The organism is Pseudomonas helleri, assembly GCF_009600315.1.
GTDB lineage: Bacteria > Pseudomonadota > Gammaproteobacteria > Pseudomonadales > Pseudomonadaceae > Aquipseudomonas > Aquipseudomonas helleri_A.
Genome location: NZ_WIWC01000022.1, coordinates 17,951 through 40,828, shown reverse-complemented (window position 1 = coordinate 40,828; position 22,878 = coordinate 17,951). Strand labels below are relative to the sequence as shown.

The window sequence follows — 22,878 nt, the reverse complement described above, 5'->3', positions numbered from 1 at the left end:
TTACCTGGACCTGAGCATGCCCTTAAGCCATAAACGTGGTTGGCCGATGCGCCAACTGATCGCAGCATCCAGCGTCATTCTTTTAGTCGCCTGCGCTGAAAAACCGACCGCAGCCGATGCTCAACCCTTGCCTGTAACGCCCCCCGCGCCAGTGATCACCACAGGTACGCCCAACACAGACATGCCGGTTGTCACGCCCGAGCAGAGCTTTAGCGAGTGGCAAGCCAAATTCCGCGTACAGGCGCTCAACGCCGGTATCACCCCGCAGGTATTCGATAGCGCCTTTGCCGGCATTACGCCCGACATGAGCGTGATCAAGGCTGACCGCAGCCAGCCCGAGTTCAGCCGCCCGGTATGGGAGTACCTCGACGGTGCCCTTTCGCCTTTGCGTGTACGAAATGGCAAACGCTTGCTGGAAGAAAACGCTGAGCTGCTGACCCGAATTGAGCAACGTTACGGCGTCGACCGTCAGGCGCTGGTCTCGGTCTGGGGCATGGAAAGCAACTTTGGGACCTTCCAGGGCAACAATTCGGTGATCCGCTCTTTGGCGACGCTGGCCTATGAAGGCCGCCGCCCTGAGTTTGCGCAGAGCCAATTGATTGCAGCACTGAAGATTATTCAGGAAGGCGATGTAACGCCCGAGAAAATGCGTGGTTCCTGGGCTGGCGCAATGGGCCAGACTCAATTTATACCCACAACCTATGAAACCCACGCCGTGGATTTCGATGGCGATGGTCGTCGGGACATCTGGAACAGTTCGGCCGACGCACTGGCCTCAACTGCACACTACCTGCAGAGCTCTGGCTGGAAGCAAGGTCAGCCGTGGGGCTTTGAAGTCACATTGCCTACAGGTTTTGACTATGTACTGGCTGACGGCGCTGTGCGTAAAACCGTCAGTGAATGGCAGAAGCTCGGCGTGGCACTGCCTGCGGGCAAGTCGGTTCCGGACGGTACTGAAGAGCTGACCGCGACACTGTTGCTGCCCGCTGGTTATCGTGGCCCAGCGTTTTTGGTACTGGATAACTTCCGCGCCATCCTTCGCTATAACAATTCATCGTCATATGCATTGGCGGTAGGTTTGTTGTCTGAGCGTTTTGGGGGTGGTGGGACTATTTTGGGCGACTGGCCCAAAGATGATCGCCCGCTGAGTCGCTCTGAACGCGTTGAGCTGCAAACCCTGCTGAACCAGCGCAACTACGATGCTGGCAACCCGGACGGCATCATCGGCGCCAATACCCGCAAAGCGATTCGCAGTGCGCAGCAGGCGTTTGGTTGGCCGGCAGATGGTTATCCTTCGCATAAGCTGCTGGAAAGTTTGCGCAGTCAGTAAGTACCCTCACCCCAACCCTCTCCCTGAGGGAGAGGGAGCTGATTTGTGGTGATTTTTAAGCCGCGTGCGGCCAGTTCCTCTCCCTTCGGGGGAGGGAGCTGATTAGTGGCGTTGCCAAAATCCGCTTTTGCTTTTAATCCCCTCTCCCTCCGGGAGAGGGTTAGGGTGAGGAGCTTTTGATGTTGGCGGTATCAACCACCACCTGCTCAAGCACCACCTGCTGCTGATCCGCATCCAGCCGCACCAAGGCTCCCATCGGCAACGTCAGGTTGGGATCACAGTGCCCGCTGCGCCAACCAGATAAAACCGGAACCCCCAACGGTCCCAACTCCTGCCTGATCAAGCGCTCCAGCGCCACCGCATCAACACCAGCAACATCCCCCACCAACACCCCTCGAACCCGCTCGAGTTTGCCCGCCAATCGCAACTGCGTGAGCAGCCGATCTACCCGATACAGCGGCTCGTTAACATCTTCAATAAACAAAATGATGTCATCCGAATCCAGCTCAAACGCCGTGCCCATAGCAGCACAGATCATCGACAGATTGCCGCCCAGCAGTCGGCCTCTGGCCGAACCCGGCGCCAGCGTGCTCAGCGGATAGGCGCTGGGGTGTTCCAACACAGCACCTTGCTCGCCCGTAAGCATGCGCAGCAGTGACGATTGCGTTGGTTCTTGTTTACCGCCCAACAGGTCCGCATTCAGCATGGCCCCATGAAAGGTCACAAAGCCTGCGTAGCGGGTGATCGCCAGATGCAGTGCGGTGATGTCGCTGTAGCCTACAAAAGGCTTGGGATGGCGGCGCAGAAGCTCAAAATCGATACCGTCAAGCAAGCGTGGGCAGCCATAGCCGCCGCGCAGGCAAAAAATGGCATCAATGCTGTCGTCGGTAAAGGCTGCGTGCAAATCACGCAAGCGCACGGCGTCTGAACCCGCGAGGTAGCCGTCTTTCTCCCACACACCGTCAAACACCCTCAGCGAGTAGCCGTGGGCGTTCACCCATTGGGTGGCGCGTTCAAGATCAAGTTCAGCGGGACCTGCCGGGGCGATCAGGCCGATCACCCCGCCAGCGGGAAGCGCGGGTACCGCGCTGTGAACCTTGTAAGTCACGGGCGCGGTAAGCCGGCTGTTCATCGTATCAAGCACCTACCAGCATGGTTTTAACCAGTTTGGCTTGCTCGTCAGCATGGTACGAAGAACGTACCAACGGCCCCGATGCCACGTTTTTGAAGCCCATTTTGTAGCCTTCTTCGGCAAACCAGGCAAAGGTGTCCGGGTGCACAAAACGCTGAACCGGCAAGTGACTGCGCGACGGTTGCAGGTATTGGCCCAACGTCAGCATGTCGATGTCGTGTTCACGCATGCGCTTCATCACTTCAATGACTTCTTCGTCGGTCTCGCCCAAGCCCAGCATCAAGCCGGATTTAGTCGGGATATGCGGCATCATTTGCTTGAAGCGCTGCAACAAGGTCAGCGACCACTGGTAGTCGGAACCCGGACGCGCGGCCTTATACAGGCGAGGTACGGTTTCGAGGTTGTGGTTGAACACGTCAGGTGGCTCGGCCGCGGTGATTTCCAGCGCCACATCCATACGTCCGCGATAATCCGGCACCAAAGTTTCAAGGAGCACGTTCGGCGACAATTTGCGGATTTCACGGATGCAGTCAGCAAAGTGCTGAGCACCGCCATCACGCAGGTCGTCTCGGTCTACCGAGGTGATCACCACGTACTTCAAGCGCAGATCAGCAATGGCAACGGCCAGGCTTTCAGGCTCGTTGACGTCCAGTGGCTTCGGACGACCGTGGCCCACGTCGCAGAACGGGCAACGACGGGTGCAGATGTCGCCCATGATCATGAACGTCGCTGTGCCACCCGAGAAACACTCGCCCAGGTTCGGGCAGGAGGCTTCTTCGCACACGCTGTGCAATTTGTGCTTACGCAGCAAAGCCTTGATACGGTCGACTTCGGGCGAAACCGGAATGCGCACGCGAATCCAGTCCGGCTTCTTCGGCAGTTCGGTCGTCGGGATGATTTTTACCGGGATACGCGCAACCTTCTCGGCACCGCGCAATTTGACGCCGGTCTCAACCTTGGAACGGGCCTCGTTCGCACGGGCCACACGTTCGGAGATATCCAGCGTAGGGATCAGGGTTTGAACAGCGTCTTGCGCAGTAGTCATATCAATCGATTCCGCCCGTAAGGGTCGTCTGCTCAGCATAGTCGAGGTGTTTGACGAGTTGCGCACGCAGCCTCGCAACGACCTCGGCAAATTCAATCGGCCCTGCATGGTCACGCAACTGGGTCATCGCCAGCCCCGCGTAGCCACAGGGGTTAATCCGTCGAAACGGTTCCAGGTCCATGTCCACATTCAGGGCCAGACCATGGAAAGAGCAGCCATTGCGAATCCGCAGGCCCAAGGAGGCAATCTTGTCGCCCTCCACGTACACACCCGGTGCATCAGCCTTGGCCGCCGCACTCACGCCATAGCTGGCGAGCAGGTCAATCAGGCAAATTTCCATCCGGCTGACCAGCTCTCGTACACCAAAGCCCAAACGGCGTACATCCAGCAACAGATAAGCCACCAGTTGGCCCGGGCCATGGTACGTCACCTGACCACCGCGGTCCGACTTGACGACCGGAATATCGCCCGGCAACAACAGATGTTCGGCCTTGCCCGCCTGACCTTGGGTAAACACCGGCGGATGCTGCACCAGCCAGACTTCGTCTTGCGTGTCCGGCTTGAGCTTGCGCTCGTCGGTGAACCGCTGCATCGCTAGCCAGGTCGGCTCATAGTCAGCCAGCCCCAACTCGCGAAACCCCAGGACCTGCGGCATCACAGCACCATGTGCACAAAGCCGGTGGCGCGCAATTCGCTGTTGATGTTGTAAAGCTGGTCTTGATCGGTCGCAACGATGTGCAACTGGATCGTGGTGTACTTGCCGTTAGTGCTCTGGCGTTCGTCCACACGCGATTCATTGACCGTCGCGTGCTTTCGCATGATTTCGATGATTTTGTCCTTGTTGCCAACACCCGTGTCGCTGATGACCTTAACCGGGTAATCAGTCACTGGGAATTCGATCTTTGGCGCCTTTACTTCGGTATCGCTCATGGCGTATTGGCCTCGTAAGCCGAGAACTACAGAGATAACCCCGCGCCGTGTCAGCGCGGGGTCATACAGATGGCTGCAATCAGTTGAACAGACCATAGAAGAATAGACGGATGCTATCCCACACGCGTCGGAAAATACCACCTTCCTCAACGGGTTCAAGAGCGATCAGGTCTGCACTGTGTACAACCTTGTCGTCCAGTTTGACTTCTACCTTGCCGATCACGTCACCTTTGGCAATAGGTGCCATCAGTTGCGGGTTCATGGTCATGCTGGCAGCCAGTTTTTTCAATTGGCCTTTAGGCATGGTCATGGTCAAGTCTTCGGCCAAACCGGCTTTGACCTGATTGGTCGTGCCTTTCCAGACAGGGGCCTGGGCCAGCTCAACACCCTTCTGGTAGAAGGTCTGGGTTTCGAAGAAGCGGAAACCGTAGGTCAGCAGCTTTTGGGTTTCAGCAGCACGTGCCACTTCGCTGTTGGTGCCGAACACCACGGCAATCAGGCGCTGGCCGTCACGAACAGCCGAGGACACCATGCAATAGCCAGCTTCATCGGTGTGACCGGTTTTCAGACCGTCAACGGTCTTGTCACGCCACAGCAACAGGTTGCGGTTAGGCTGCTTGATACCGTTCCAGAAGAACTCTTTCTGCGAGTAGATCGCGTAGTGAGTCGGGTCTTCGTGAATGATCGCCCGCGCCAGCAACGCCATGTCGTGTGCCGACGAATAGTGCTCAGGGTTCGGCAGACCGGTCGGGTTCATGAAGTGGCTGTTGGTCATGCCCAGCTCGCCAGCGGTTTTGTTCATCATGTCGGCGAAGGCGTCTTCGCTGCCGGCGATGTGCTCGGACAGCGCAACACTGGCGTCGTTACCCGACTGAATGATGATGCCGTGCAGCAGGTCACTGACCGACACTTGAGTGCCGACCTTGATGAACATCCGCGAACCGCCGGTGCGCCAGGCGTTTTCGCTGACCGTTACGGGGTCGTTTTCGCCGATCTGACCGCGACGGATTTCCAGTGTCGCGATGTAGGCTGTCATCAGCTTGGTCAGGCTGGCCGGTGGCAGGCGCTGGTCGCCGTTGTTCTCAACCAGTACGTTACCGCTGCTGGCATCCATCAAAACGTAGGCTTTGGCTGCAAGCTGGGGGGCCGAAGGCATCATCTCAACGGCCCAGGCAGCAGGCGTGATGATCAGCGGGACAAGCAGACACAGGCGTTTGGCAAAGGTGGTGATGTTCATCCGTCTCTCGAAATTGTTAATAAAAACTTACCCTCACGGGCAAAACGGGTGTGGCAGCCGTTTGACAGGCTGTCGCGTGTTCAGTTGCAGGTCAGCCGTTCAAGGGCTTTTATTGTTGAGCCTGCCAACTGCGTCGAGCCTTCACGCATGAATGCCCGACGCTTTAATCAGTGTTACTGATCCGTCACAACGCTCGGCTGGCCCAGGTTGGCCAGTCGCACGCTGTTTTGTGTCTGCTGCACTTCATTCACCGAGCCAATCGGGCCCATGCGAACGCGGTGCAAGGTTTGCTGGTTACGCACCACAGAGCTGATAAACACCGGGGCGCTGACCATGCCACTGAGCTTGGAGCGAAGCAACTCTGCCGCATCAGGATTGGCGAATGCACCCACTTGCAAGTAGGTGCCCTGCCCCTTTTGGGCGGTTTGAAGCGGAATAACATCCGAGGCGTGCTGCTGGGCCGGCGGTGTCCATTGCTCGACTTTGCCGGTGTTGACCGTAGGCCCCGGTGCTGTCTGAGCCATTTTTGGCTCGTTAAGCATTAACGGCGCCGGTTGCCCACGCTGGGCCCACCAGGCTTGCGGGTCAATGCCTTCGACTTTGACCCGAGCTGTGCCGGTCTCGGCGTAACCCAGTTTTTTGGCCGCCGCGTAAGACAGGTCGATGATGCGGTCCGAATAAAACGGACCACGGTCGTTTACCCGCAGAACCACGGCTTTGCCGTTATCCAGGTTGGTCACTTTGACGTAGCTGGGCAGTGGTAAGGTTTTGTGGGCGGCACTCATGCCGTACAGGTCATAGACCTCGCCATTGGCGGTGTTTTGACCGTGAAACTTGGTGCCGTACCAGGACGCCGTACCAGAAGCCACGTAAGTCTTGGACTCCTGCATCGGGAAATAGGTCTTGCCCAGCACGGTATACGGGTTGGCCTTATAGGCCCCGGTGTGCAGGGTCGGAGTGGCATCCGGGATGCGCGACACATCGACGTCCCACCACGGCGCACCATCTTTATGCGCGCGGTTGATGTCCAGTCCCGGCTTGGCAGCAACGGCCACTGTGGTTTTTTGCGGGGTGCTCGGGCGGCTGCTGGAGCAGCTCACCACTGCCAGCGCAATTGACGCGCAGGCCACAAGTTTCAAAGGTGTGCGGATCGCTAAAAACGGCATTACTTGTTGCCCCGGGCTTGAACCAGCAGGTCGGACAGTTGGTGCACTGCCATGGCGTACATCACGCTACGGTTATAGCGCGTGATGGCATAAAAGTTCTTCAGGCCCATCCAGTATTCAGGGCCATTGGCGCCTTCCAGACGGAATGCCGTGACGGGCATTTCGTCACGCAGCGCATCATGACTCGACCAGCCCAGCGCTCGCAACTCCCCGACGGTTTTGATCGGCTCGATGCCTTGGGTCAAACCTTCGTCTGCGCGCTCGCCCTGCACTTCGGCGCGGGCCACGACCGGTTCACCGGCGACCCAGCCATGGCGCTTGAAGTAGCTGGCCACACTGCCAATGGCATCGTCCGGATTGCTCCAGATATTGATGTGGCCATCGTTGTCGAAATCCACGGCGTAGGCGCGAAAGCTGCTGGGCATAAACTGCGGCAAGCCCATTGCCCCGGCGTATGAGCCCTTGAGGGTCAACGGATCAACCTGCTCTTCACGGCTCAGCAGCAGAAACTCACGCAGTTCCTTGCGGAAAAACTCGGCGCGCGGCGGATAGTCAAAGCCCAGCGTCGACAAGGCATCAATCACCCGGTAGTTACCGGTGTTGCGGCCATAGAAGGTTTCAACGCCAATGATCGACACGATCACCTGCGCGGGCACCCCATATTCCTGCTCGGCGCGAGCCAGCACCGCTTCATGTTCACGCCAGAAATCGACACCTCTGGCCACGCGGGCGTCGGAAATGAAGATGGGACGGTACTCTTTCCATTGCTTGACGCGTTCTGCCGGGCGCGAAATGGCGTCGAGAATGCTCTGTTTACGCTGCGCCTCACGGAACACAGCCATCAGTTGCTCGCCGGCAAAGCCGTAATCGCGGGTCATTTCACCGACGAACTCGGCCACTTGGGGCGAACCTTCATAGTCGCCGGCTACCGCGCTTTGCGCTGTCCCGAACAGGCCCACAAAGCCCATCCACGGCGCAAATCGAGCGGCCCAGCCACGCATTACTTGCATTGAATAATTCACCTTAATCAAACTTGTGCGATCCATTTGCGATGTGTGTGGATCGACATCAAAACCCCGAACGCTGACAGCAGCGTCACGAGCGAAGTACCGCCGTAACTGATAAACGGCAAGGGCACGCCCACCACCGGCAACAAGCCACTGACCATACCGATGTTGACGAAGACATACACAAAAAAGGTCATGGTCAGGCTGCCTGCCAGCAATTTTCCGAACAGCGTTTGTGCCTGTGCGGTGATCACCAGGCCGCGACCAATCAACAGCAGGTAGATCAGCAGCAGCGCGCAAATGCCCACCAGACCGAACTCTTCGCCCATCACCGCAATAATAAAGTCGGTGTGGCTTTCAGGCAGGAAGTCCAGGTGCGACTGCGTACCCAGCAGCCACCCTTTGCCAAACACCCCGCCTGAACCGATCGCGGCTTTGGACTGAATGATGTTCCAGCCGGTGCCCAGCGGATCGCTTTCGGGGTCGAGAAAGGTCAGAACGCGCTGTTTCTGGTAGTCGTGCATGATGAAATACCACATGCCCACGGCCACCGGCACGGCAGCCGCCAGCACGCTGATAATCCAGCGCCAGCGCAAGCCGCCCATAAACAGCACGAACGCACCGCCCGCCAGCACCAGCAGCGCAGTGCCCAAGTCGGGTTGACGAACGATCAGGCCAAAGGGAATGCCGATCAGCAACAAACTCACGGCCACGTGCTTAAGCTGTGGCGGTAACGTGCGTTTGGACAAATACCAGGCAATGGTTGCTGGCATCAGAATTTTCATGAATTCCGACGGTTGGAAGCGAATGACCCCCGGAATGTTGATCCAGCGTGTCGCGCCCATGGCGTTGTGGCCCATCACATCCACCACCACCAACAGCAAAACGCCCGCCAGATAACCGATGGGCACCCAGCGCGCCATAAATCGCGGCTCCAGCTGGGCGATGATAAACATCGACACCAACCCGATACCAAATGAAGTGGCTTGCTTGGCCAGCAAATCCCAGCTTTTGCCGCTGGCTGAATACAGCACGAACAAACTGCCCGCCGCCAGAGTCAGGAGCAGAATCAGCAAAGGGCCATCGATGTGCAAACGCTGAAGCAGCGTGGCACGCCGACGCATCACATCCTCGCTGGAGAGGATGCGGTCAAAATTACTCATCATTGGCCGTAACCTCTGCCTTCAAAGGACCGGCGTACTCAGGTTTGAGCTTGCCTTCAGCGTCCAGCAGCCAGGCATCCATGACCTTGCGCACCACGGGCGACGCTACCCGGCTGCCGGCTTCGCCGTTTTCAATCATCACCGAGACGGTAATTTGCGGGTTATTGGCCGGCGCAAAGCCAACGAACAATGCGTGGTCACGGTGACGCTCCTGTACTTTGGAACGGTCGTATTTCTCGCCCTGCTTGATCGCCACCACCTGCGCCGTACCACTCTTGCCGGCAATCAGGTACTGCGCGCCCACACCCGCCACCCGGGCCGTGCCGCGGGCACCATGCACCACTTGCTGCATGCCGTGGTTGACCTTGGCCCAGCTGGACGGATCACGCAGCACGATGTCGGGCATCGGGTTCGGATCAACCGGGGGGACGCCCTCAATGGTTTTGGCCAGATGCGGACGTATCCATTTGCCCTTGCTGGCGATCAACGCGGTCGCCTGCGCCAATTGCAAAGGAGTGGACTGCATATAGCCCTGACCAATCCCCAAAATCAGGGTTTCACCGGGGAACCAGGCTTGACGCCGAGTGGCGCGTTTCCAGTCACGGGACGGCATCAGCCCGGCCGACTCTTCGAACATGTCGAGGGAGACTTTTTGACCAATGCCGAATTGGTTCATGTACGTGGACAGGCGATCTATCCCCAACTTGTGGGCCAGGTCATAGAAGTAGGTGTCGTTGGAACGCATGATCGCCGTGTCCAGATCGACATAGCCGTCACCTGTGCGGTTCCAGTTACGGTACTTGTGATCGTAATTGGGCAACTGGTAATAGCCGGGGTCGTAGACCCGCGACCCGGCGGTGATTACGCCACTGTCCAGACCGGCAATCGCCACTGCCGGTTTGATGGTCGAACCCGGCGGGTACAGGCCACGCAGGATGCGGTTGAACAACGGCCGGTCAATCGAATCGCGTAACTCGGCATACGCCTTGAAGCTGATACCGGTCACAAACAGATTGGGGTCAAAACTTGGCTGGCTGACCATGGCCAGCACTTCACCGGTCATCGGATTCAGTGCTACCACCGCACCACGGCGACCGGCCAGCGCCTCTTCGGCCGCCTCTTGCAGCTTGATATCGAGGCTGAGCACGATGTCCTTGCCCGGAATCGGGTCGGTGCGTTTAAGCACCCGCAACACCCGGCCCCGTGCGTTGGTTTCAACTTCTTCGTAACCCACCTGACCATGCAACTCGGCTTCGTAAAAACGCTCGATGCCGGTTTTTCCAATGTGATGGGTGCCGCTGTAATTGACCGGATCGAGGGTTTTAAGCTCTTTCTCGTTGATGCGTCCCATGTAACCCACCGAATGCGCAAAATGCGCGCCCTGCGGGTAATGACGAACCAATTGCGCCACGACCTCAACCCCGGGCAAGCGGAACTGGTTCACGGCAATGCGGGCGATCTGTTCTTCATTCAGCTCAAACAGAATCGGCACCGGCTCAAACGGCCGCCGCCCCTGCTTCATGCGCTTTTCAAAGAGCGCACGATCATCCGGGGTCAGCTCCAGCACCTGAACGATGGTGTCAAGCACTTGTGGCCAGTCACCGGAACGCTCGCGCGTCATGCTCAGGCTGAAGCTGGGACGGTTGTCCGCGATCACCACACCATTACGGTCAAAGATCAGACCCCGGGTCGGAGGGATCGGCTGGACGTGCACCCGGTTATTTTCTGAAAGCGTGGAGTGATACTCGTACTGCACCACTTGCAGAAAATACAGACGTGCGATCAGCACACAAATCAGTGCCACCACCACGCATGCGCCGACCACGACACGGCGGCGCACAAGGCGAGCGTCTTTCTCGTGATCTTTTAGGCGAATCGGCTGAGACATTCGGGACGCTGACTATTTGTGATAAGGGTGCCCGGACAACACCGTCCAGGCGCGATACAACTGCTCACCAATCAGAATCCGTACCAACGGGTGCGGCAACGTCAGCGGCGACAGCGACCAGCGCTGATCGGCGCGGGCGCAGACTTCGGGTGCCAGCCCTTCAGGGCCACCGACCATAAAGTTCACCGTGCGCGAGTCCAGGCGCCAGCGGTCGAGTTCGACCGCCAGCTGCTCAGTGCTCCAGGGCTTACCGTGCACCTCAAGGGTGACGATCCGCTCACCCGGACCGACCTTGGCCAGCATGGCCTCGCCTTCCTGACGGATAAAACGGGCCACGTCAGCATTCTTGCCACGGGTATTGAGCGGTATTTCCACCAGTTCAAGGGCCAGTTCGGATGGCAGACGCTTGGCATATTCATGCCAGCCTTCTTCCACCCACTTGGGCATACGCGAACCGACAGCGATCAGGCGCAGGCGCACAACGAACCCTTACTCTTGGTCTTTGTTGAGCTTGGTGAAATGCTCATGGGTGTTTTCCGGGCTGTGGTGAGCAGCGCTTTCAGCACGGCTCTGTGCAGCACCGGCCCACAGGCGTTCCAGGTCGTAGAACTGACGGGCGCTGGCGGTCATCATGTGGACGATCACGTCGTCCATGTCCAACAGTACCCAATCGCTGTCGCCCTTGCCTTCTTCACCCAGTGGCTTGATGCCCAGGGCTTTGACGGCTTCACGGACCTTGTCCAGCATCGCGCCGATCTGACGGTTCGACGTACCGGTGGCGATGATCATGAAGTCAGTGATGCTGTGCTTGTCACGCACGTCGATGACCTGAATGTCCTGGCCCTTGACGTCTTCCAGCGCGGCCACGGCAACCTTGACCAGCTCTTCACCTTTAAGAGGCTCGGCAGCGAAGGTTTTTTCCGGCAGTGGAGCGCTTTTGAAGGTGCCTTTACGCTTTACTTTGCTTACATCTTTGTCAGTCATATAAAACTCGTTTTGCTCGTATGTTCGGGGGGTTCAATACACGTTAGATCGTGCCATGAACCACGCCTTTCAGTTCGACGCACGGTAAAGCCCGTGCGCATCGATATAGGCCAGGACCGCGTCGGGCACCAGGTAACGTACCGACTTACCGCTGGCCAGCAGTTGACGGATCTGGGTGGCGGATACCGCGAGCGGTGTCTGCCAGACGAATGCAATCTGTCCGCTCGACCCTTTCAGGGCCAGCGGGTCGCTTACCGAGCGCGCTGCCAGCAGGTTGCGCAAGGCATCCGGCGGTTCGCTGTCGGCATCCGGGCGCTGTAGCACCAGGATATGGCAATGCTGGAGCAACTCCTCCCAGCGGTGCCACGTGGGCAGGCCGCAAAAAGCGTCCCAGCCCAACAATAAAAACAACTGGTCATCTGCGGCCAGCTCGGCCCGCATCAGTTCCAGGGTGTCAATGGTGTAAGACGGCGTGTCCCGATGCAGCTCCCGAGGGTCGACCTTGAGCGGAACCACTCCGGCCACCGCGCACTCCACCATCGCCAGACGGTCAAGCGCCGACACCTGCGGCGTATCGCGATGGGGCGGCCTGGCATTGGGGGTCAGACGCAGCTCATCGAGCGTCATCATCTCCGCCACTTCCAGCGCCCCGCGCAAATGCCCGATGTGCACCGGGTCAAAGGTTCCACCCAGCACACCGATGCGCAGGGGCAACACTTTAGTGACCGGCACTGTCGCTAACGTGCTGAGGTCGGCCAAGTCAGACTGGCTCCTGACCGCGTAGCTGGCCGTCACCGACCACTATGTACTTCTCACAGGTCAGACCTTCAAGTCCTACCGGACCGCGGGCGTGCAGCTTATCAGTAGAAATGCCAATCTCGGCACCCAATCCGTATTCAAATCCATCGGCAAAGCAGGTTGGTGTGTTGAGCATCACCGAACTGGAGTCGACTTCGGCCATAAAACGGCGGGCGTCGCCCTGATGTTCGGTCACAATCGAGTCGGTGTGATGGGAGCCATAGTGATTGATGTGCTCAATCGCCTGATCCAGCCCGTCCACCACGCGAATCGATAGAATCGCGTCCAGGTACTCGGTGTGCCAGTCTTCTTCGGTGGCGGGTTTCACGTCGATCATTGCTTGTGTGCGTTCACAACCGCGCAATTCGACGCCTTTAGCGCGGAACTGTTCAGCCATTGCCGGCAAAAACTGCGCGGCCACCGCCTGATCCACCAGCAAGGTTTCCATCGCGCCGCAAATACCGTAACGGTAGGTTTTGGCGTTGAACGCGATGCGCTGCGCCTTGACCAGATCGGCCTGAGCACTCACGTACACATGGCAAATACCGTCGAGGTGCTTGATAACTGGCACCTTGGCATCACGGCTGACGCGCTCGATCAAACCTTTACCGCCACGGGGCACGATCACGTCCACGTACTCGGGCATCGTGATCAACGCCCCAACGGCGGCGCGGTCAGTGACTTCAACCACTTGCACCACGGCCGGCGGCAGCCCGGCCTCGGCCAGACCTCGCTGGATACAGGTGGCAATCGCCCGGTTGGAGTGAATGGCTTCAGAGCCGCCGCGAAGAATCGTCGCGTTGCCCGACTTAAGACACAGGCTGGCGGCATCAATGGTCACGTTCGGACGCGACTCGTAGATGATGCCGACAACGCCCAGCGGCACGCGCATTTTGCCGACCTGAATCCCCGAAGGGCGGTAGCTCATGTCGCGAATGGCGCCGACCGGGTCCGGCAAACTGGCCACCTGACGCAAACCGACGATCATGCCGTCGATGCGCGCCGGGGTCAGCGCCAGACGCTCCAGCATGGCGGGCTCAAGACCATTGGCCCGGCCAGCGGCCAGATCCAGCTCATTGGCAGTCGTCAGTTCGGGTCGCGCGGCATCCAGTGCGGCAGCCGCCGCCAGCAAGGCACGGTTTTTTTGCCCGGTACTGGCACGGCCAATCACTCGGGAAGCTTCACGAGCAGCGCGACCCAAACGGGTCATGTAGTCAAGAACGGACTCAGTCATGGTCTCAAGGGTCTTGGCAGGGAGGAAAGCGGCCGATTATAGCTGTCGCGTAGCCTCAATCACAGCAGTGGCTGGCGGATGGTCGAAATGGGCTGCGAATACAGCGTGTTCAGCAAGGATTAAGCATGTGTTGCTATGATCTGCGCTTTTTCAGCCATCCACTGACCGACCTGAACATGCCCATTATGTTGCCGGACTCATTTTTCGACCGTGACGCCCAGTTACTGGCGCGCGAACTGCTGGGCAAAGTGATACGACACCGGGTCGACGGCCTGTGGCTTAGCGCCCGGATCATTGAAACCGAGGCGTATTATTGCGCGGAAAAAGGCAGCCACGCTTCGTTGGGCTACACCGAAAAGCGTAAAGCGCTGTTTATGGATGGCGGCCACATCTACATGTACTACGCGCGCGGTGGTGACTCGCTGAACTTTAGCGCTCACGGTCCGGGTAATGCCGTGCTGATCAAATCGGCTCATCCCTGGCTGGATGAGCTGTCTGGCCCCGCCAGCTTGTCCCGCATGCAACTGAACAATCCTGACGCCCAAGGCAACTCGCGACCCGAGCAAAAACTCTGTGCCGGGCAAACACTGCTGTGCAAAGCGCTGGGCCTGAAGGTGCGCGAATGGGATGCAAAATGTTTCGACCCAGAACGTTTAAGGGTCGATGACGTCGGAGCAAAACCGGCGCGCATCATCCAGACCACGCGATTGGGCATCCCTCACGGGCGCGACGAGCACTTGATGTACCGGTTTGTGGACGCGGAGTATGCGCCGTATTGCACGCGCAACCCGTTGCGTAGGGGGCAGGTTGAAGGGCGTGATTATGTGATCGTTGAACCGCTGCCCTCACCCCAACCCTCTCCCGGAGGGAGAGGGGGCTGATCGGTGGCGTAACACACATTTGCTTTTGCCTTTAGTCCCCTCTCCCTCCGGGAGAAGGTGTTGATCGGTGGCGTAACACACATTTGCTTTTGCTTTTAGTCCCCTCTCCCTCTGGGAGAGGGCTAGGGTGAGGGGCTTTTGATCCAATACAAATAAGGACATAAACATGGGCCCATGGCTCGACAGCATCACTGGCTGGCTCACCGCAAACCCACAATGGTTGGGCCTGGCGGTCTTTATCGTAGCGTGCGTGGAGTGCCTGGCGATCGCCGGGATCATTGTTCCCGGCACGGTCTTGCTATTCGCCATAGCTGTCATGGCTGGCAGCGGGGCTCTGACTTTAGGTGAAACCCTGCTCCTGGGCTTCTGCGGCGGTTTACTCGGCGATGCGGTGTCTTACTTTTTGGGCAGACGTTTCCACCAAAACATCCGGCGCTTGCCACTGCTGCGCACGCACCCGGAGTGGATGAACGGTGCCGAAACCTACTTCCACAAATACGGCATCGTCAGCCTGTTGGTGGGTCGTTTTATCGGCCCTCTGCGGCCCATGCTGCCCATGGTTGCCGGCATGTGTGACATGCCCATCCCGCGCTTTATCGGCGTCAGTCTGTTGGCAGGCGCGGGGTGGTCCGTGGCTTATCTGTTACCGGGCTGGGCCACTGGCGCGGCCATTCGGCTGCCACTGCCCGAAGGCTTCTGGCCGCAAGCCGCCATGGTTGCGGTCGGGCTATGCGCATTGCTGGGGCTGAGCATCAATGCCAGTATTCGCCGACAACCCAAAGCCACCCTGCTGATTGGCGCATTAAGCCTGACCTTGTTACTGGCCGTATTCATCGGCTACCCGTACATGACGGCGTTCGATCAAGGCATCAACGCTCTGGTGCAAGAGCACCGAAGCAGCGCCATGGACACTGCCGCCGTGCTGGTGACGCAAATCGGCAACTTCCGCACCCAGTTTTTGGCCGCCGCACTGATCTGCGTGATCTTGCTGTTCACGCGCCAATGGCGAGCCATGTGGTTTTTTGGTGGGGTGACGCTGGTGACCGCCCTGACCAACACCGCCACCAAGCACTTCTTTGCGCGGGTACGCCCCGAAGTGCTGGTAGACCCACTGACCAGCTACAGCATGCCCAGCGGCCACAGTTCAGGCGCCTTTGCGTTCTTTATTGCACTGGCGGTTCTGGCGGGACGCAACCAACCCCAACGCATGCGCGTGACGTGGGTGCTGTTGGGGTGCCTGCTGGCGATCACCGTGGCGATGACGCGGGTTTATCTGGGCGCTCATTGGCCTACCGACATCACTGCAGGGGCGCTGCTGGCCATCACCGTTAACGCTTTTGCATTGGCCCTGAGCCAGCGCTTTATGCCGCTGGAGCCTGTGCCGCAAAAAATCTGGTGGCTGATCTTGCCTTCAGTGACCGCGCTGTATGGCTTTTTTATGCTCGGCCACCTGTCCAAAGAGCTGCTGCGTTACGCCTATTAGCGGGGGTGCTGCTCAACTATTGAGCATCTCGCCCTGCATTTCATCGAGCAGGACCTGGATGCCGTCCAGACGCTGCTGCGGGTCATTGACCAGCAGCAGCTCCAGCTTGTCCTCTTCGGCAAAGGGCAAGAGATACGCCAACTGATTGGCCAACGACTGCTGCCCCGCCACCTCGGTGCTCATGTTCAAGGCCGCCACCATCGGGTGCTCGGCCAGCGCCTTGAGCAACGCCAGCAGGTCCTGGTCTTCTTCGGCCAAGGGCTGCTCGGGCACCTCGTCCAGCCACTCAACCTCTGCCACCATGAGTTGATCGCGCTGAAGCTCGGTGTCCAGCACCTCAAAACGGCGCCCGCCTTCGACCCGAATCCCCAACAGGCCATTGTCCTGACGCTGAAAATCACGGACCAACGCCTCACACCCCACCCGGGCAATACCTTGCGGTGCGTCGCCGACCTCTTCACCTTCCAGAATGCACACCACACCAAAGCCCGTCCCCTGCTTCATGCAGCGGGCAATCATGTCCAGATAGCGCGCTTCGAAGATCTGCAAGTCCAGTACGCAGCCCGGAAACAACACAGTGTTTAAAGGAAACAACGGCAACGTCATAATTTGGTTCCTACGCTATAAGGGAGACGGCAAATGGCAAAAATACAGCCGTTGCCACGCCCATCAAACTCATCGCCAGCGCCGCAAAGGCGCCGCATTCTTCGCCTTCCTGCAAGGCCACCGATGTGCCCACCGCATGGGCGGTCATGCCCAGCGCCATGCCGCGCGCTTCCGGGCTGTGAACCCGCAAAAGTCGTAACAGACCTGGGCCGAAAATGGCTCCGATCACCCCGGTAATGAGTACAAATACTGCTGCCAGCGCCGCAACGCCACCGATTTGTTCGGCCACCAGCATGGCGATTGGCGAGGTGACTGACTTGGGCGCCAATGTCATCAACATCATGTGCTCGGCACCGAACCACTGCCCCAGCAGCACCACCGAGGCGGTCGCCACAACACCTCCAAACACCAGCGTAGTAAAGATGGGCCAGAACAGCTGATGAATCCGCCGCAGGTTCAAGTAAAGCGGCACCGCCAGCGCCACGGTGGCCGGGCCCAGCAGAATGCTGAGAATCTCGGTGCTTTTGCGGTATTCGACGTAACTCAAACCGCAACTGAGCAACACCCCAATGACCAGCAGCATGGAAGCCAGCACCGGTTGCAGGAAAATCCAGCGGGTCTTTTCATAGGTCGCCAGCACTAATTGATAGGCACCCAGAGTGATACCAATGCCAAACAAGGGGTGATGAATCACCGACTGCCAGGCGTCCTGCCATTCAAGGTTCATGGCCGCTCCTCAGGATGAGCGTGGCCTTTGAGCAAGCGCTGCATCAGCACTCCGACAAACGCCATGGAGATCAGCAGCGACAGCACCAACGCCCCGGCAATCGCCCAAAAATCGGCCGCGATGTCCGCGGCATAGACCATCACGCCTACCGCTGGCGGCACTAGCAACAAGGGCAAATAGCGCAATAAACCACTGGCGGCCTGGCTTAAAGGCTCGCTCACCCGACCGCGCACCATCAAGAACACCAACAGCAGTAACAGGCCGATGATCGGCCCCGGCAATACCGGGACGAACAAGTGATTGAGGGCCGTGCCGAGCAATTGAAACAGCACCAGCCAAGTCAAACCGCGTAACAACATTTCACCTCTCCAGCGATTATTATTTTTGGCCCTGCATTATAAGCACGTCCCTTCTCAAGCCGGCATCGGCTACCCGCCGAATATGTACACATGTTTCATGCGCACCTATAGAGCCGCTTGGGTTGCTGCGGCATACTCGCAGGCCTAACTTTGCGGATCCTGCCATGCGCTCACTTGCTCCCCTTGCTTTGACATTGCTGCTGACTGCCTGCGGTGAGGGGGAATCGCTATTGCCACCCGACGCACGCCTGCCGGATGGCGGGCGTTATCGCGGCGAAGTGGTCAATGGGCTACTGCAAGGCCAGGGCCGCATCGACTACCCCAATGGCAGTTGGTACGCCGGTGAATTCCACAAGGGCTTGTGGCAGGGTCAGGGCGAATGGCACGCCAGCAATGGTGACGTCTATCGCGGCGGCTTCGAGCAAGGTCTCTATAGCGGACAAGGCAGCCTGACCACCCATGACAGCACCTATGTCGGCGGCTTCAAGCAAGGCCGACGCGAAGGGGAAGGCACCCTCAAACAGGGCGAAATGACCTACCGCGGTGAATTCAAGGATGATCAATTTTCGGGTATCGGCCACCTTGAGCTCGAAGACGGCAGCCAGTATCAGGGTCAGTTCGCCCACGGCAAACCCCACGGCGAAGGCAAGCGCAGTGACGCCAGTGGCAATGAGTTCAGCGGCCAGTTCGTCAATGGCGATCTTGAAGGCAATGGCATCTTTAACAGCGCTGATGGCGACCAGTACGAAGGTGCCTTCAAAAACAACCAGTTGAATGGCAAAGGCCGCTACGAAAATGCCGACGGCGATGTCTGGATCGGTGAATTCAAGGACGGTGCCCTGACCGGTCAGGGCGAATTGATCGGGATCGACGGTTCCCACTATCGCGGCCAGTTCAATGAGTGGCGTTTTAACGGCCCAGGTCACCTGAGCATGCCCGATGGCAGCACCTATGTCGGTGAATTTGCCGCCGACACCTATCATGGCCACGGCACCCTGACCTTGAGTGATGGCACCGTACTAAGCGGCGAATGGGTAAACGGCCAGCGGGTGCGCGATGCCAAAGGCGCCGTGCTGCCCGACCCGCTGGAGCTGGGGCTGCTCAATCAAGGCACCCTGCTAAATGAAGCGCTGAACGCGGTTGCCCCCTCGACCCCGGCCGTCGAGCTGTACAGCCTGGTGCTGGCCGGCGATGGCAAGCAAAGCGTATTCAAGCGCGAAGCCGAGTACGTCAACAACATGCTCGCCAGCCGCTTTGGCAGCCGTGGCCAGATCAGCCTGATCAACCACCGCGATCACCTCCTGGACCGGCCAATGGCCACCCGAGAAAATCTTTACCGCGCCGCTAAAACCTTGGCTGAACGCACGGGCCCCGAAGATTTGGTGTTTATCTACCTCACCAGCCACGGCACCGCCGAACACCAATTGGTGCTGGAACAACCGCGCATGGAACTTGCAGACCTGGCCGCTGACGAACTTGCAGCGGCACTGGCGCCATTGAAAAACCGCGACAAGATCATCGTCATTTCGTCCTGTTATTCCGGCGGGTTTATTCCGGCCCTCAAAGATGAAAAGACCCTGATCATGACCGCATCCAGTGCTGACAATGTTTCATTTGGTTGTTCGGAAGAAGCCGACTTCACTTATTTCGGCAATGCGCTGTTCGCTCAGGCGCTGAACCAGACCGACGACCTGCAAAAAGCTTTCAAGCTAGCCACTCACGCCATCACTGAACGAGAACAGGCTGAGGGTTACGAACCTTCCGATCCCCAACTATGGGCGCCAAAAGGCGTTCTGGCCCACTGGCAACGCTTACGTCAACAGCAAGCAAAACAGGCTTTGCAATAAGCAAAGCCCCCCGAGCTGACTAAGCTGAATGTATCAAGGGAGACACACTATGCATTTGAGACCTTCCAACATTCTGCTGGCAGGAGCGTCCGGGCTTACCGGCGAACACTTGCTTGACCGTTTGCTGAACGAGCCCACCATCAACCGTGTTCTGGCCCCGTCGCGCAAACCATTGGCACCCCATCCACACCTTGAAAACCCTGTGGGCGATCCTGCCGTATTTCTGCCGCAACTGAGCGGCAAGGTTGATGTGGCGTTTTGCTGCCTGGGCACCACGATCAAAATAGCCGGCTCAGAGGCTGCTTTTCGGGCGGTCGACCATGACATGGTGGTGGCGTTTGCCAAACGCGCCCTGGAAATGGGCGCACGGCATCTGGTGGTGATTAGCGCCATCGGCGCCGACCCGAAATCATCGGTGTTTTATAACCGGGTCAAAGGCGAGATGGAGCAGTCGCTGCGGGCTCAAGGCTGGCCACAACTGACCATTGCCCGCCCCTCGATATTGATTGGTGATCGCCTTGAACCGCGACTGGCCGAGCAAATTGCCGGGCCGCTGTCCAAACTGATTCCGGGCAAGTACCAAGGTATCGAGGCTTGCCACCTCGCACGCGCACTGTGGCGTCTGGCGCTGGAGGAACAAGAAGGTACGCGGGTTATTGAGTCGGATGAATTACGCAAACTCGGCAAGTAAACGGCCTTACAGCCCTCCGCTGGCCTGAAAGCCGACACCCAGCACTGTGAGCACTGACAACGGCAGCAGTAGCGTGTCGAGCAGCGCGCTGGCGGGCAGGTCTGCCCCCGGATAACGCGGGGCCTCGGCGCCAAGGCGTTCCGTTGCACAACACCCGCCTTGCAGCGCATAGAGGTCCAGCCGAGTCCCTGAGTAGACCACCGGGGCGCCCGGCTTGGCCGCGTCCAGCGTGCGAACACTGGCGCAACCCCCCATATGCAAAGTCATCAACAGCGCCAGCAGCGCCTTATTCATCGCCGCCCACGTGGTGCTCGCCCCACCGCGGGAGCATGTCTTGCGGGATGTTCAGCAGATTGAGAATCCGCGCCACGACAAAATCCACCAGATCATCAATGGTCTGCGGCTGGTGATAAAAGCCCGGTGATGCTGGCAATATCACGACGCCCATGTTCGACAGCTTGAGCATGTTTTCAAGGTGGATACTGGAATACGGCGCCTCACGGGGCACCAGAATCAACTGACGGCGCTCTTTGAGTGTCACATCGGCAGCGCGCTCAATCAGATTGTTGCAAGCGCCCGTCGCAATACCCGACAAAGTGCCCGTTGAACACGGCACCACCACCATCGCAGCAGGCGCGCCTGAGCCGGAGGCCACCGGCGACATCCAGTCTTCCTTGCCGTACACCCGGATCTGACCGGCCGCCGCGCCGGTGTACTCGGTCAGAAAGGTTTGCATGGCCTGGGGCTTGGGTGGCAACAGCACATCGGTTTCAGTGGCCATCACCAATTGGGCGGCCTTGGAAATCAGAAAGTGCACTTCGCGGTCTTCCCGCACCAGACAGTCGAGCAGGCGCAGCGCGTACGGCATACCCGAAGCCCCGGTGACTGCCAGCGTGATGCGTTCCGGGCCGCTCATCGCAGCGCGTCCGCCAATTTACCGTGCAGACCACCAAAGCCGCCGTTGCTCATGATGACGACATGAGTACCGGGCGTGACCTTCGCCTTGACCTCGGCAATGATGGCCTCCAGCGAGTCGCAGACCTTGGTTGGCACAGGGCTGGAAGCCACAGTGCCCGCAAGGTCCCAGCCCAGATTGGCCGGTGCGTACCAGACCACGTGGTCGGCTTGCACGACACTGTGCGGCAAGCCATCACGGTGCGCGCCCAGCTTCATGGAATTGGAGCGCGGCTCAATCACCGCAATCAGCGGCGCATCACCGATGTGTTTGCGCAGGCCATCCAGCGTGGTGGCAATGGCGGTCGGGTGATGGGCGAAGTCGTCATAAATGGTGATGCCGTGCACTTCGGCGACCTTTTCCATGCGCCGTTTTACGCTTTTGAACGCGTTCAACCCGGCGATAGCCAAGCTCGGCACCACACCTACGTGACGCGCGGCAGCCAGCGTGGCCAAGGCATTGGCTACGTTGTGCTGGCCTGTCATATCCCATTCGACTGTGCCTTGCACGCTGCCTTCGAACAGCACGTCAAAACGCGAGCCGTCATCACTGAGCAAACGGGCTTGCCATTGACCACCTTCGCCGGTGGTTTGAACCGGCGTCCAGCAACCCATCTCAATCACGCGCTGCAATGCAGGCTCGGTCGTGGGATGTATGACCAGACCTTCACTCGGGATGGTGCGCACCAAATGGTGAAATTGGCGCTCAATGGCTGGCAGATCGGGGAAGATGTCTGCGTGATCGAACTCGAGGTTATTGAGGATCGCAGTGCGTGGGCGGTAGTGAACAAATTTTGAACGCTTGTCGAAAAAGGCGCTGTCGTATTCGTCGGCTTCCACCACAAAGAACGGCGTATCACCCAGACGGGCGGACACGGCAAAGTTCTGCGGCACACCGCCAATCAAAAAGCCCGGCGCCATGCCCGCGTGCTCCAGCACCCAGGCCAGCATGCTGCTGGTGGTGGTTTTGCCGTGAGTGCCCGCGACGGCCAGCACCCAGCGACCTTGCAACACGTGATCAGCCAGCCATTGCGGGCCTGAAACATAGGGCAGGCCTTTATTCAGTACATACTCCACCGCTGGGTTGCCGCGTGACAGGGCATTGCCAATCACCACCACATCGGGCGCGGGGTCGAGTTGGGCCGGGTCATAGCCCTGCGTCAATTCAATGCCTTGAGCTTGCAGCTGGGTGCTCATTGGCGGATAGACGTTAGCGTCGGAACCGGTAACGTGATGGCCCAGCTCTTTGGCCAACACCGCCAGAGACCCCATGAAAGTGCCGCAAATACCAAGAATATGAATGTGCATAGTCGACCTCGTAAAACATCGGCGAAGGGTAGCGTAGGAGAGTTCTTTTAGCACCTATGTTTCGGTTCGACGGCCTAAACCCTCACCCTAACCCTCTCCCTAAGGGAG

Annotated in this window: 24 protein-coding genes; 5 read left to right on the top strand and 19 right to left on the bottom strand. The window is 58.7% G+C overall.

The features are described from left to right. Positions 1-16: 16 nt before the first annotated feature. Entirely contained in the window at positions 17-1,330 is a 1,314-nt protein-coding gene (locus GHN86_RS14240) for a lytic murein transglycosylase (RefSeq protein ID WP_153378960.1), read from the top strand. A 160-nt stretch (positions 1,331-1,490) separates the two neighbouring features. Here GHN86_RS14240 and GHN86_RS14235 read toward each other — a convergent pair whose 3' ends face one another. The 13 genes from GHN86_RS14235 to GHN86_RS14175 all read right to left on the bottom strand — a co-directional run bounded on the left by GHN86_RS14235 (position 1,491) and on the right by GHN86_RS14175 (position 13,914). Continuing rightward, a complete protein-coding gene (locus GHN86_RS14235) occupies positions 1,491-2,462 on the bottom strand; it encodes a S66 peptidase family protein (RefSeq protein ID WP_153378959.1) in 972 nt (323 codons plus the stop codon). 4 nt (positions 2,463-2,466) lie between these two features. Then, positions 2,467-3,507 (bottom strand): lipoyl synthase, encoded by a 1,041-nt coding sequence (gene lipA / locus GHN86_RS14230; RefSeq protein WP_153378958.1) that lies wholly within the window; start codon positions 3,505-3,507, stop codon positions 2,467-2,469. A 1-nt stretch (position 3,508) separates the two neighbouring features. Next, entirely contained in the window at positions 3,509-4,162 is a 654-nt protein-coding gene (gene lipB, locus GHN86_RS14225; protein WP_153378957.1) for a lipoyl(octanoyl) transferase LipB, read from the bottom strand. Further along, positions 4,162-4,437 carry a DUF493 domain-containing protein gene (locus tag GHN86_RS14220; protein ID WP_153378956.1) on the bottom strand — a complete coding sequence of 92 codons (276 nt, stop codon included), beginning with the start codon at positions 4,435-4,437 and terminating at the stop codon, positions 4,162-4,164. The genes lipB and GHN86_RS14220 overlap by 1 nt, the downstream gene beginning before the upstream one ends. A 79-nt stretch (positions 4,438-4,516) precedes the next feature. Continuing rightward, positions 4,517-5,674, bottom strand: a complete 1,158-nt coding sequence (locus tag GHN86_RS14215) for a D-alanyl-D-alanine carboxypeptidase family protein (protein ID WP_153378955.1) — start codon at positions 5,672-5,674, stop codon at positions 4,517-4,519. A 173-nt stretch (positions 5,675-5,847) separates the two neighbouring features. Beyond that, positions 5,848-6,840: a septal ring lytic transglycosylase RlpA family protein gene (locus GHN86_RS14210; RefSeq protein WP_153378954.1), complete on the bottom strand. Its 993-nt coding sequence runs from the start codon at positions 6,838-6,840 to the stop codon at positions 5,848-5,850. After that, positions 6,840-7,850 carry a lytic murein transglycosylase B gene (gene mltB / locus GHN86_RS14205; RefSeq protein WP_153378953.1) on the bottom strand — a complete coding sequence of 337 codons (1,011 nt, stop codon included), beginning with the start codon at positions 7,848-7,850 and terminating at the stop codon, positions 6,840-6,842. Before mltB ends, GHN86_RS14210 begins: the two co-directional genes overlap by 1 nt. Positions 7,851-7,867: 17 nt before the next feature. Further along, positions 7,868-8,971 (bottom strand): rod shape-determining protein RodA, encoded by a 1,104-nt coding sequence (gene rodA, locus GHN86_RS14200; protein WP_194286221.1) that lies wholly within the window; start codon positions 8,969-8,971, stop codon positions 7,868-7,870. A 31-nt stretch (positions 8,972-9,002) separates the two neighbouring features. Then, the gene (gene mrdA, locus GHN86_RS14195; RefSeq protein ID WP_153378951.1) at positions 9,003-10,898 is read right to left on the bottom strand and encodes a penicillin-binding protein 2; all 1,896 of its coding nucleotides are present in this window, start codon (positions 10,896-10,898) and stop codon (positions 9,003-9,005) included. A gap of 12 nt (positions 10,899-10,910) precedes the next feature. Continuing rightward, the gene (gene rlmH, locus GHN86_RS14190; protein ID WP_003444191.1) at positions 10,911-11,378 is read right to left on the bottom strand and encodes a 23S rRNA (pseudouridine(1915)-N(3))-methyltransferase RlmH; all 468 of its coding nucleotides are present in this window, start codon (positions 11,376-11,378) and stop codon (positions 10,911-10,913) included. A 9-nt stretch (positions 11,379-11,387) separates the two neighbouring features. Then, complete coding sequence (gene rsfS / locus GHN86_RS14185) at positions 11,388-11,882, bottom strand: ribosome silencing factor (RefSeq protein ID WP_153378950.1); 495 nt, start codon at positions 11,880-11,882, stop codon at positions 11,388-11,390. Positions 11,883-11,951: 69 nt separating this feature from the next. Beyond that, positions 11,952-12,596 carry a nicotinate-nucleotide adenylyltransferase gene (gene nadD / locus GHN86_RS14180; RefSeq protein WP_194286220.1) on the bottom strand — a complete coding sequence of 215 codons (645 nt, stop codon included), beginning with the start codon at positions 12,594-12,596 and terminating at the stop codon, positions 11,952-11,954. 46 nt (positions 12,597-12,642) lie between these two features. Then, entirely contained in the window at positions 12,643-13,914 is a 1,272-nt protein-coding gene (locus tag GHN86_RS14175; RefSeq protein WP_153378949.1) for a glutamate-5-semialdehyde dehydrogenase, read from the bottom strand. Between the two features lie 176 nt (positions 13,915-14,090). Here GHN86_RS14175 and GHN86_RS14170 point away from each other — a divergent pair, with 176 nt between their 5' ends. Then, the gene (locus GHN86_RS14170) at positions 14,091-14,795 is read left to right on the top strand and encodes a DNA-3-methyladenine glycosylase (RefSeq protein ID WP_153378997.1); all 705 of its coding nucleotides are present in this window, start codon (positions 14,091-14,093) and stop codon (positions 14,793-14,795) included. Positions 14,796-14,961: 166 nt separating this feature from the next. Then, on the top strand, positions 14,962-16,278 hold the full coding sequence (locus GHN86_RS14165; protein ID WP_153378948.1) for a bifunctional DedA family/phosphatase PAP2 family protein: 1,317 nt from the start codon (positions 14,962-14,964) through the stop codon (positions 16,276-16,278). A 12-nt stretch (positions 16,279-16,290) separates the two neighbouring features. On the opposite strand, the gene GHN86_RS14160 is transcribed toward GHN86_RS14165, so the two are convergent. From GHN86_RS14160 to GHN86_RS14150, 3 genes are read right to left on the bottom strand one after another with little or no spacing between them, the layout of a single operon-like run. Then, positions 16,291-16,884, bottom strand: coding sequence for an LON peptidase substrate-binding domain-containing protein (locus GHN86_RS14160; protein WP_153378947.1), 594 nt, complete (start codon positions 16,882-16,884; stop codon positions 16,291-16,293). A gap of 10 nt (positions 16,885-16,894) precedes the next feature. Then, a complete protein-coding gene (locus GHN86_RS14155) occupies positions 16,895-17,611 on the bottom strand; it encodes an LrgB family protein (RefSeq protein ID WP_153378946.1) in 717 nt (238 codons plus the stop codon). After that, positions 17,608-17,970: a CidA/LrgA family protein gene (locus GHN86_RS14150; protein ID WP_153378945.1), complete on the bottom strand. Its 363-nt coding sequence runs from the start codon at positions 17,968-17,970 to the stop codon at positions 17,608-17,610. Before GHN86_RS14150 ends, GHN86_RS14155 begins: the two co-directional genes overlap by 4 nt. A 164-nt stretch (positions 17,971-18,134) precedes the next feature. Between GHN86_RS14150 and GHN86_RS14145 the strand changes: the two genes are divergently transcribed. After that, positions 18,135-19,817 carry a C13 family peptidase gene (locus GHN86_RS14145; RefSeq protein WP_153378944.1) on the top strand — a complete coding sequence of 561 codons (1,683 nt, stop codon included), beginning with the start codon at positions 18,135-18,137 and terminating at the stop codon, positions 19,815-19,817. A 49-nt stretch (positions 19,818-19,866) separates the two neighbouring features. Continuing rightward, positions 19,867-20,508 (top strand): oxidoreductase, encoded by a 642-nt coding sequence (locus tag GHN86_RS14140; RefSeq protein WP_153378943.1) that lies wholly within the window; start codon positions 19,867-19,869, stop codon positions 20,506-20,508. Positions 20,509-20,514: 6 nt separating this feature from the next. On the opposite strand, the gene GHN86_RS14135 is transcribed toward GHN86_RS14140, so the two are convergent. Genes GHN86_RS14135 through mpl form a run of 3 tightly spaced genes read right to left on the bottom strand, consistent with a single transcriptional unit; the run spans position 20,515 to position 22,770 of the window. Further along, complete coding sequence (locus GHN86_RS14135; protein ID WP_153386783.1) at positions 20,515-20,802, bottom strand: YceK/YidQ family lipoprotein; 288 nt, start codon at positions 20,800-20,802, stop codon at positions 20,515-20,517. Continuing rightward, positions 20,795-21,424 carry a flavin prenyltransferase UbiX gene (gene ubiX / locus GHN86_RS14130; RefSeq protein WP_153378941.1) on the bottom strand — a complete coding sequence of 210 codons (630 nt, stop codon included), beginning with the start codon at positions 21,422-21,424 and terminating at the stop codon, positions 20,795-20,797. The genes GHN86_RS14135 and ubiX overlap by 8 nt, the downstream gene beginning before the upstream one ends. After that, positions 21,421-22,770: a UDP-N-acetylmuramate:L-alanyl-gamma-D-glutamyl-meso-diaminopimelate ligase gene (mpl, locus tag GHN86_RS14125; RefSeq protein WP_153378940.1), complete on the bottom strand. Its 1,350-nt coding sequence runs from the start codon at positions 22,768-22,770 to the stop codon at positions 21,421-21,423. The genes ubiX and mpl overlap by 4 nt, the downstream gene beginning before the upstream one ends. Positions 22,771-22,878 lie beyond the last annotated feature (108 nt).

Coding starts and splice junctions, on each gene's coding strand:
- lipB (WP_153378957.1), bottom strand. CDS start 4,162: ATGCCGCAGGTCCTGGGGTTTCGCGAGTTGGGGCTGGCTGACTATGAG.
- GHN86_RS14150 (WP_153378945.1), bottom strand. CDS start 17,970: ATGTTGTTACGCGGTTTGACTTGGCTGGTGCTGTTTCAATTGCTCGGC.
- rodA (WP_194286221.1), bottom strand. CDS start 8,971: ATGCGTCGGCGTGCCACGCTGCTTCAGCGTTTGCACATCGATGGCCCT.
- GHN86_RS14215 (WP_153378955.1), bottom strand. CDS start 5,674: ATGAACATCACCACCTTTGCCAAACGCCTGTGTCTGCTTGTCCCGCTG.
- mrdA (WP_153378951.1), bottom strand. CDS start 10,898: ATGTCTCAGCCGATTCGCCTAAAAGATCACGAGAAAGACGCTCGCCTT.
- GHN86_RS14160 (WP_153378947.1), bottom strand. CDS start 16,884: ATGACGTTGCCGTTGTTTCCTTTAAACACTGTGTTGTTTCCGGGCTGC.
- GHN86_RS14165 (WP_153378948.1), top strand. CDS start 14,962: ATGGGCCCATGGCTCGACAGCATCACTGGCTGGCTCACCGCAAACCCA.
- GHN86_RS14175 (WP_153378949.1), bottom strand. CDS start 13,914: ATGACTGAGTCCGTTCTTGACTACATGACCCGTTTGGGTCGCGCTGCT.
- GHN86_RS14240 (WP_153378960.1), top strand. CDS start 17: ATGCCCTTAAGCCATAAACGTGGTTGGCCGATGCGCCAACTGATCGCA.
- GHN86_RS14210 (WP_153378954.1), bottom strand. CDS start 6,840: ATGCCGTTTTTAGCGATCCGCACACCTTTGAAACTTGTGGCCTGCGCG.
- GHN86_RS14155 (WP_153378946.1), bottom strand. CDS start 17,611: ATGAACCTTGAATGGCAGGACGCCTGGCAGTCGGTGATTCATCACCCC.
- GHN86_RS14145 (WP_153378944.1), top strand. CDS start 18,135: ATGCGCTCACTTGCTCCCCTTGCTTTGACATTGCTGCTGACTGCCTGC.
- GHN86_RS14170 (WP_153378997.1), top strand. CDS start 14,091: ATGCCCATTATGTTGCCGGACTCATTTTTCGACCGTGACGCCCAGTTA.
- mpl (WP_153378940.1), bottom strand. CDS start 22,770: ATGCACATTCATATTCTTGGTATTTGCGGCACTTTCATGGGGTCTCTG.
- GHN86_RS14140 (WP_153378943.1), top strand. CDS start 19,867: ATGCATTTGAGACCTTCCAACATTCTGCTGGCAGGAGCGTCCGGGCTT.
- GHN86_RS14235 (WP_153378959.1), bottom strand. CDS start 2,462: ATGAACAGCCGGCTTACCGCGCCCGTGACTTACAAGGTTCACAGCGCG.
- GHN86_RS14135 (WP_153386783.1), bottom strand. CDS start 20,802: ATGAATAAGGCGCTGCTGGCGCTGTTGATGACTTTGCATATGGGGGGT.
- rsfS (WP_153378950.1), bottom strand. CDS start 11,882: ATGACTGACAAAGATGTAAGCAAAGTAAAGCGTAAAGGCACCTTCAAA.
- ubiX (WP_153378941.1), bottom strand. CDS start 21,424: ATGAGCGGCCCGGAACGCATCACGCTGGCAGTCACCGGGGCTTCGGGT.
- mltB (WP_153378953.1), bottom strand. CDS start 7,850: ATGCAAGTAATGCGTGGCTGGGCCGCTCGATTTGCGCCGTGGATGGGC.
- GHN86_RS14220 (WP_153378956.1), bottom strand. CDS start 4,437: ATGAGCGATACCGAAGTAAAGGCGCCAAAGATCGAATTCCCAGTGACT.
- lipA (WP_153378958.1), bottom strand. CDS start 3,507: ATGACTACTGCGCAAGACGCTGTTCAAACCCTGATCCCTACGCTGGAT.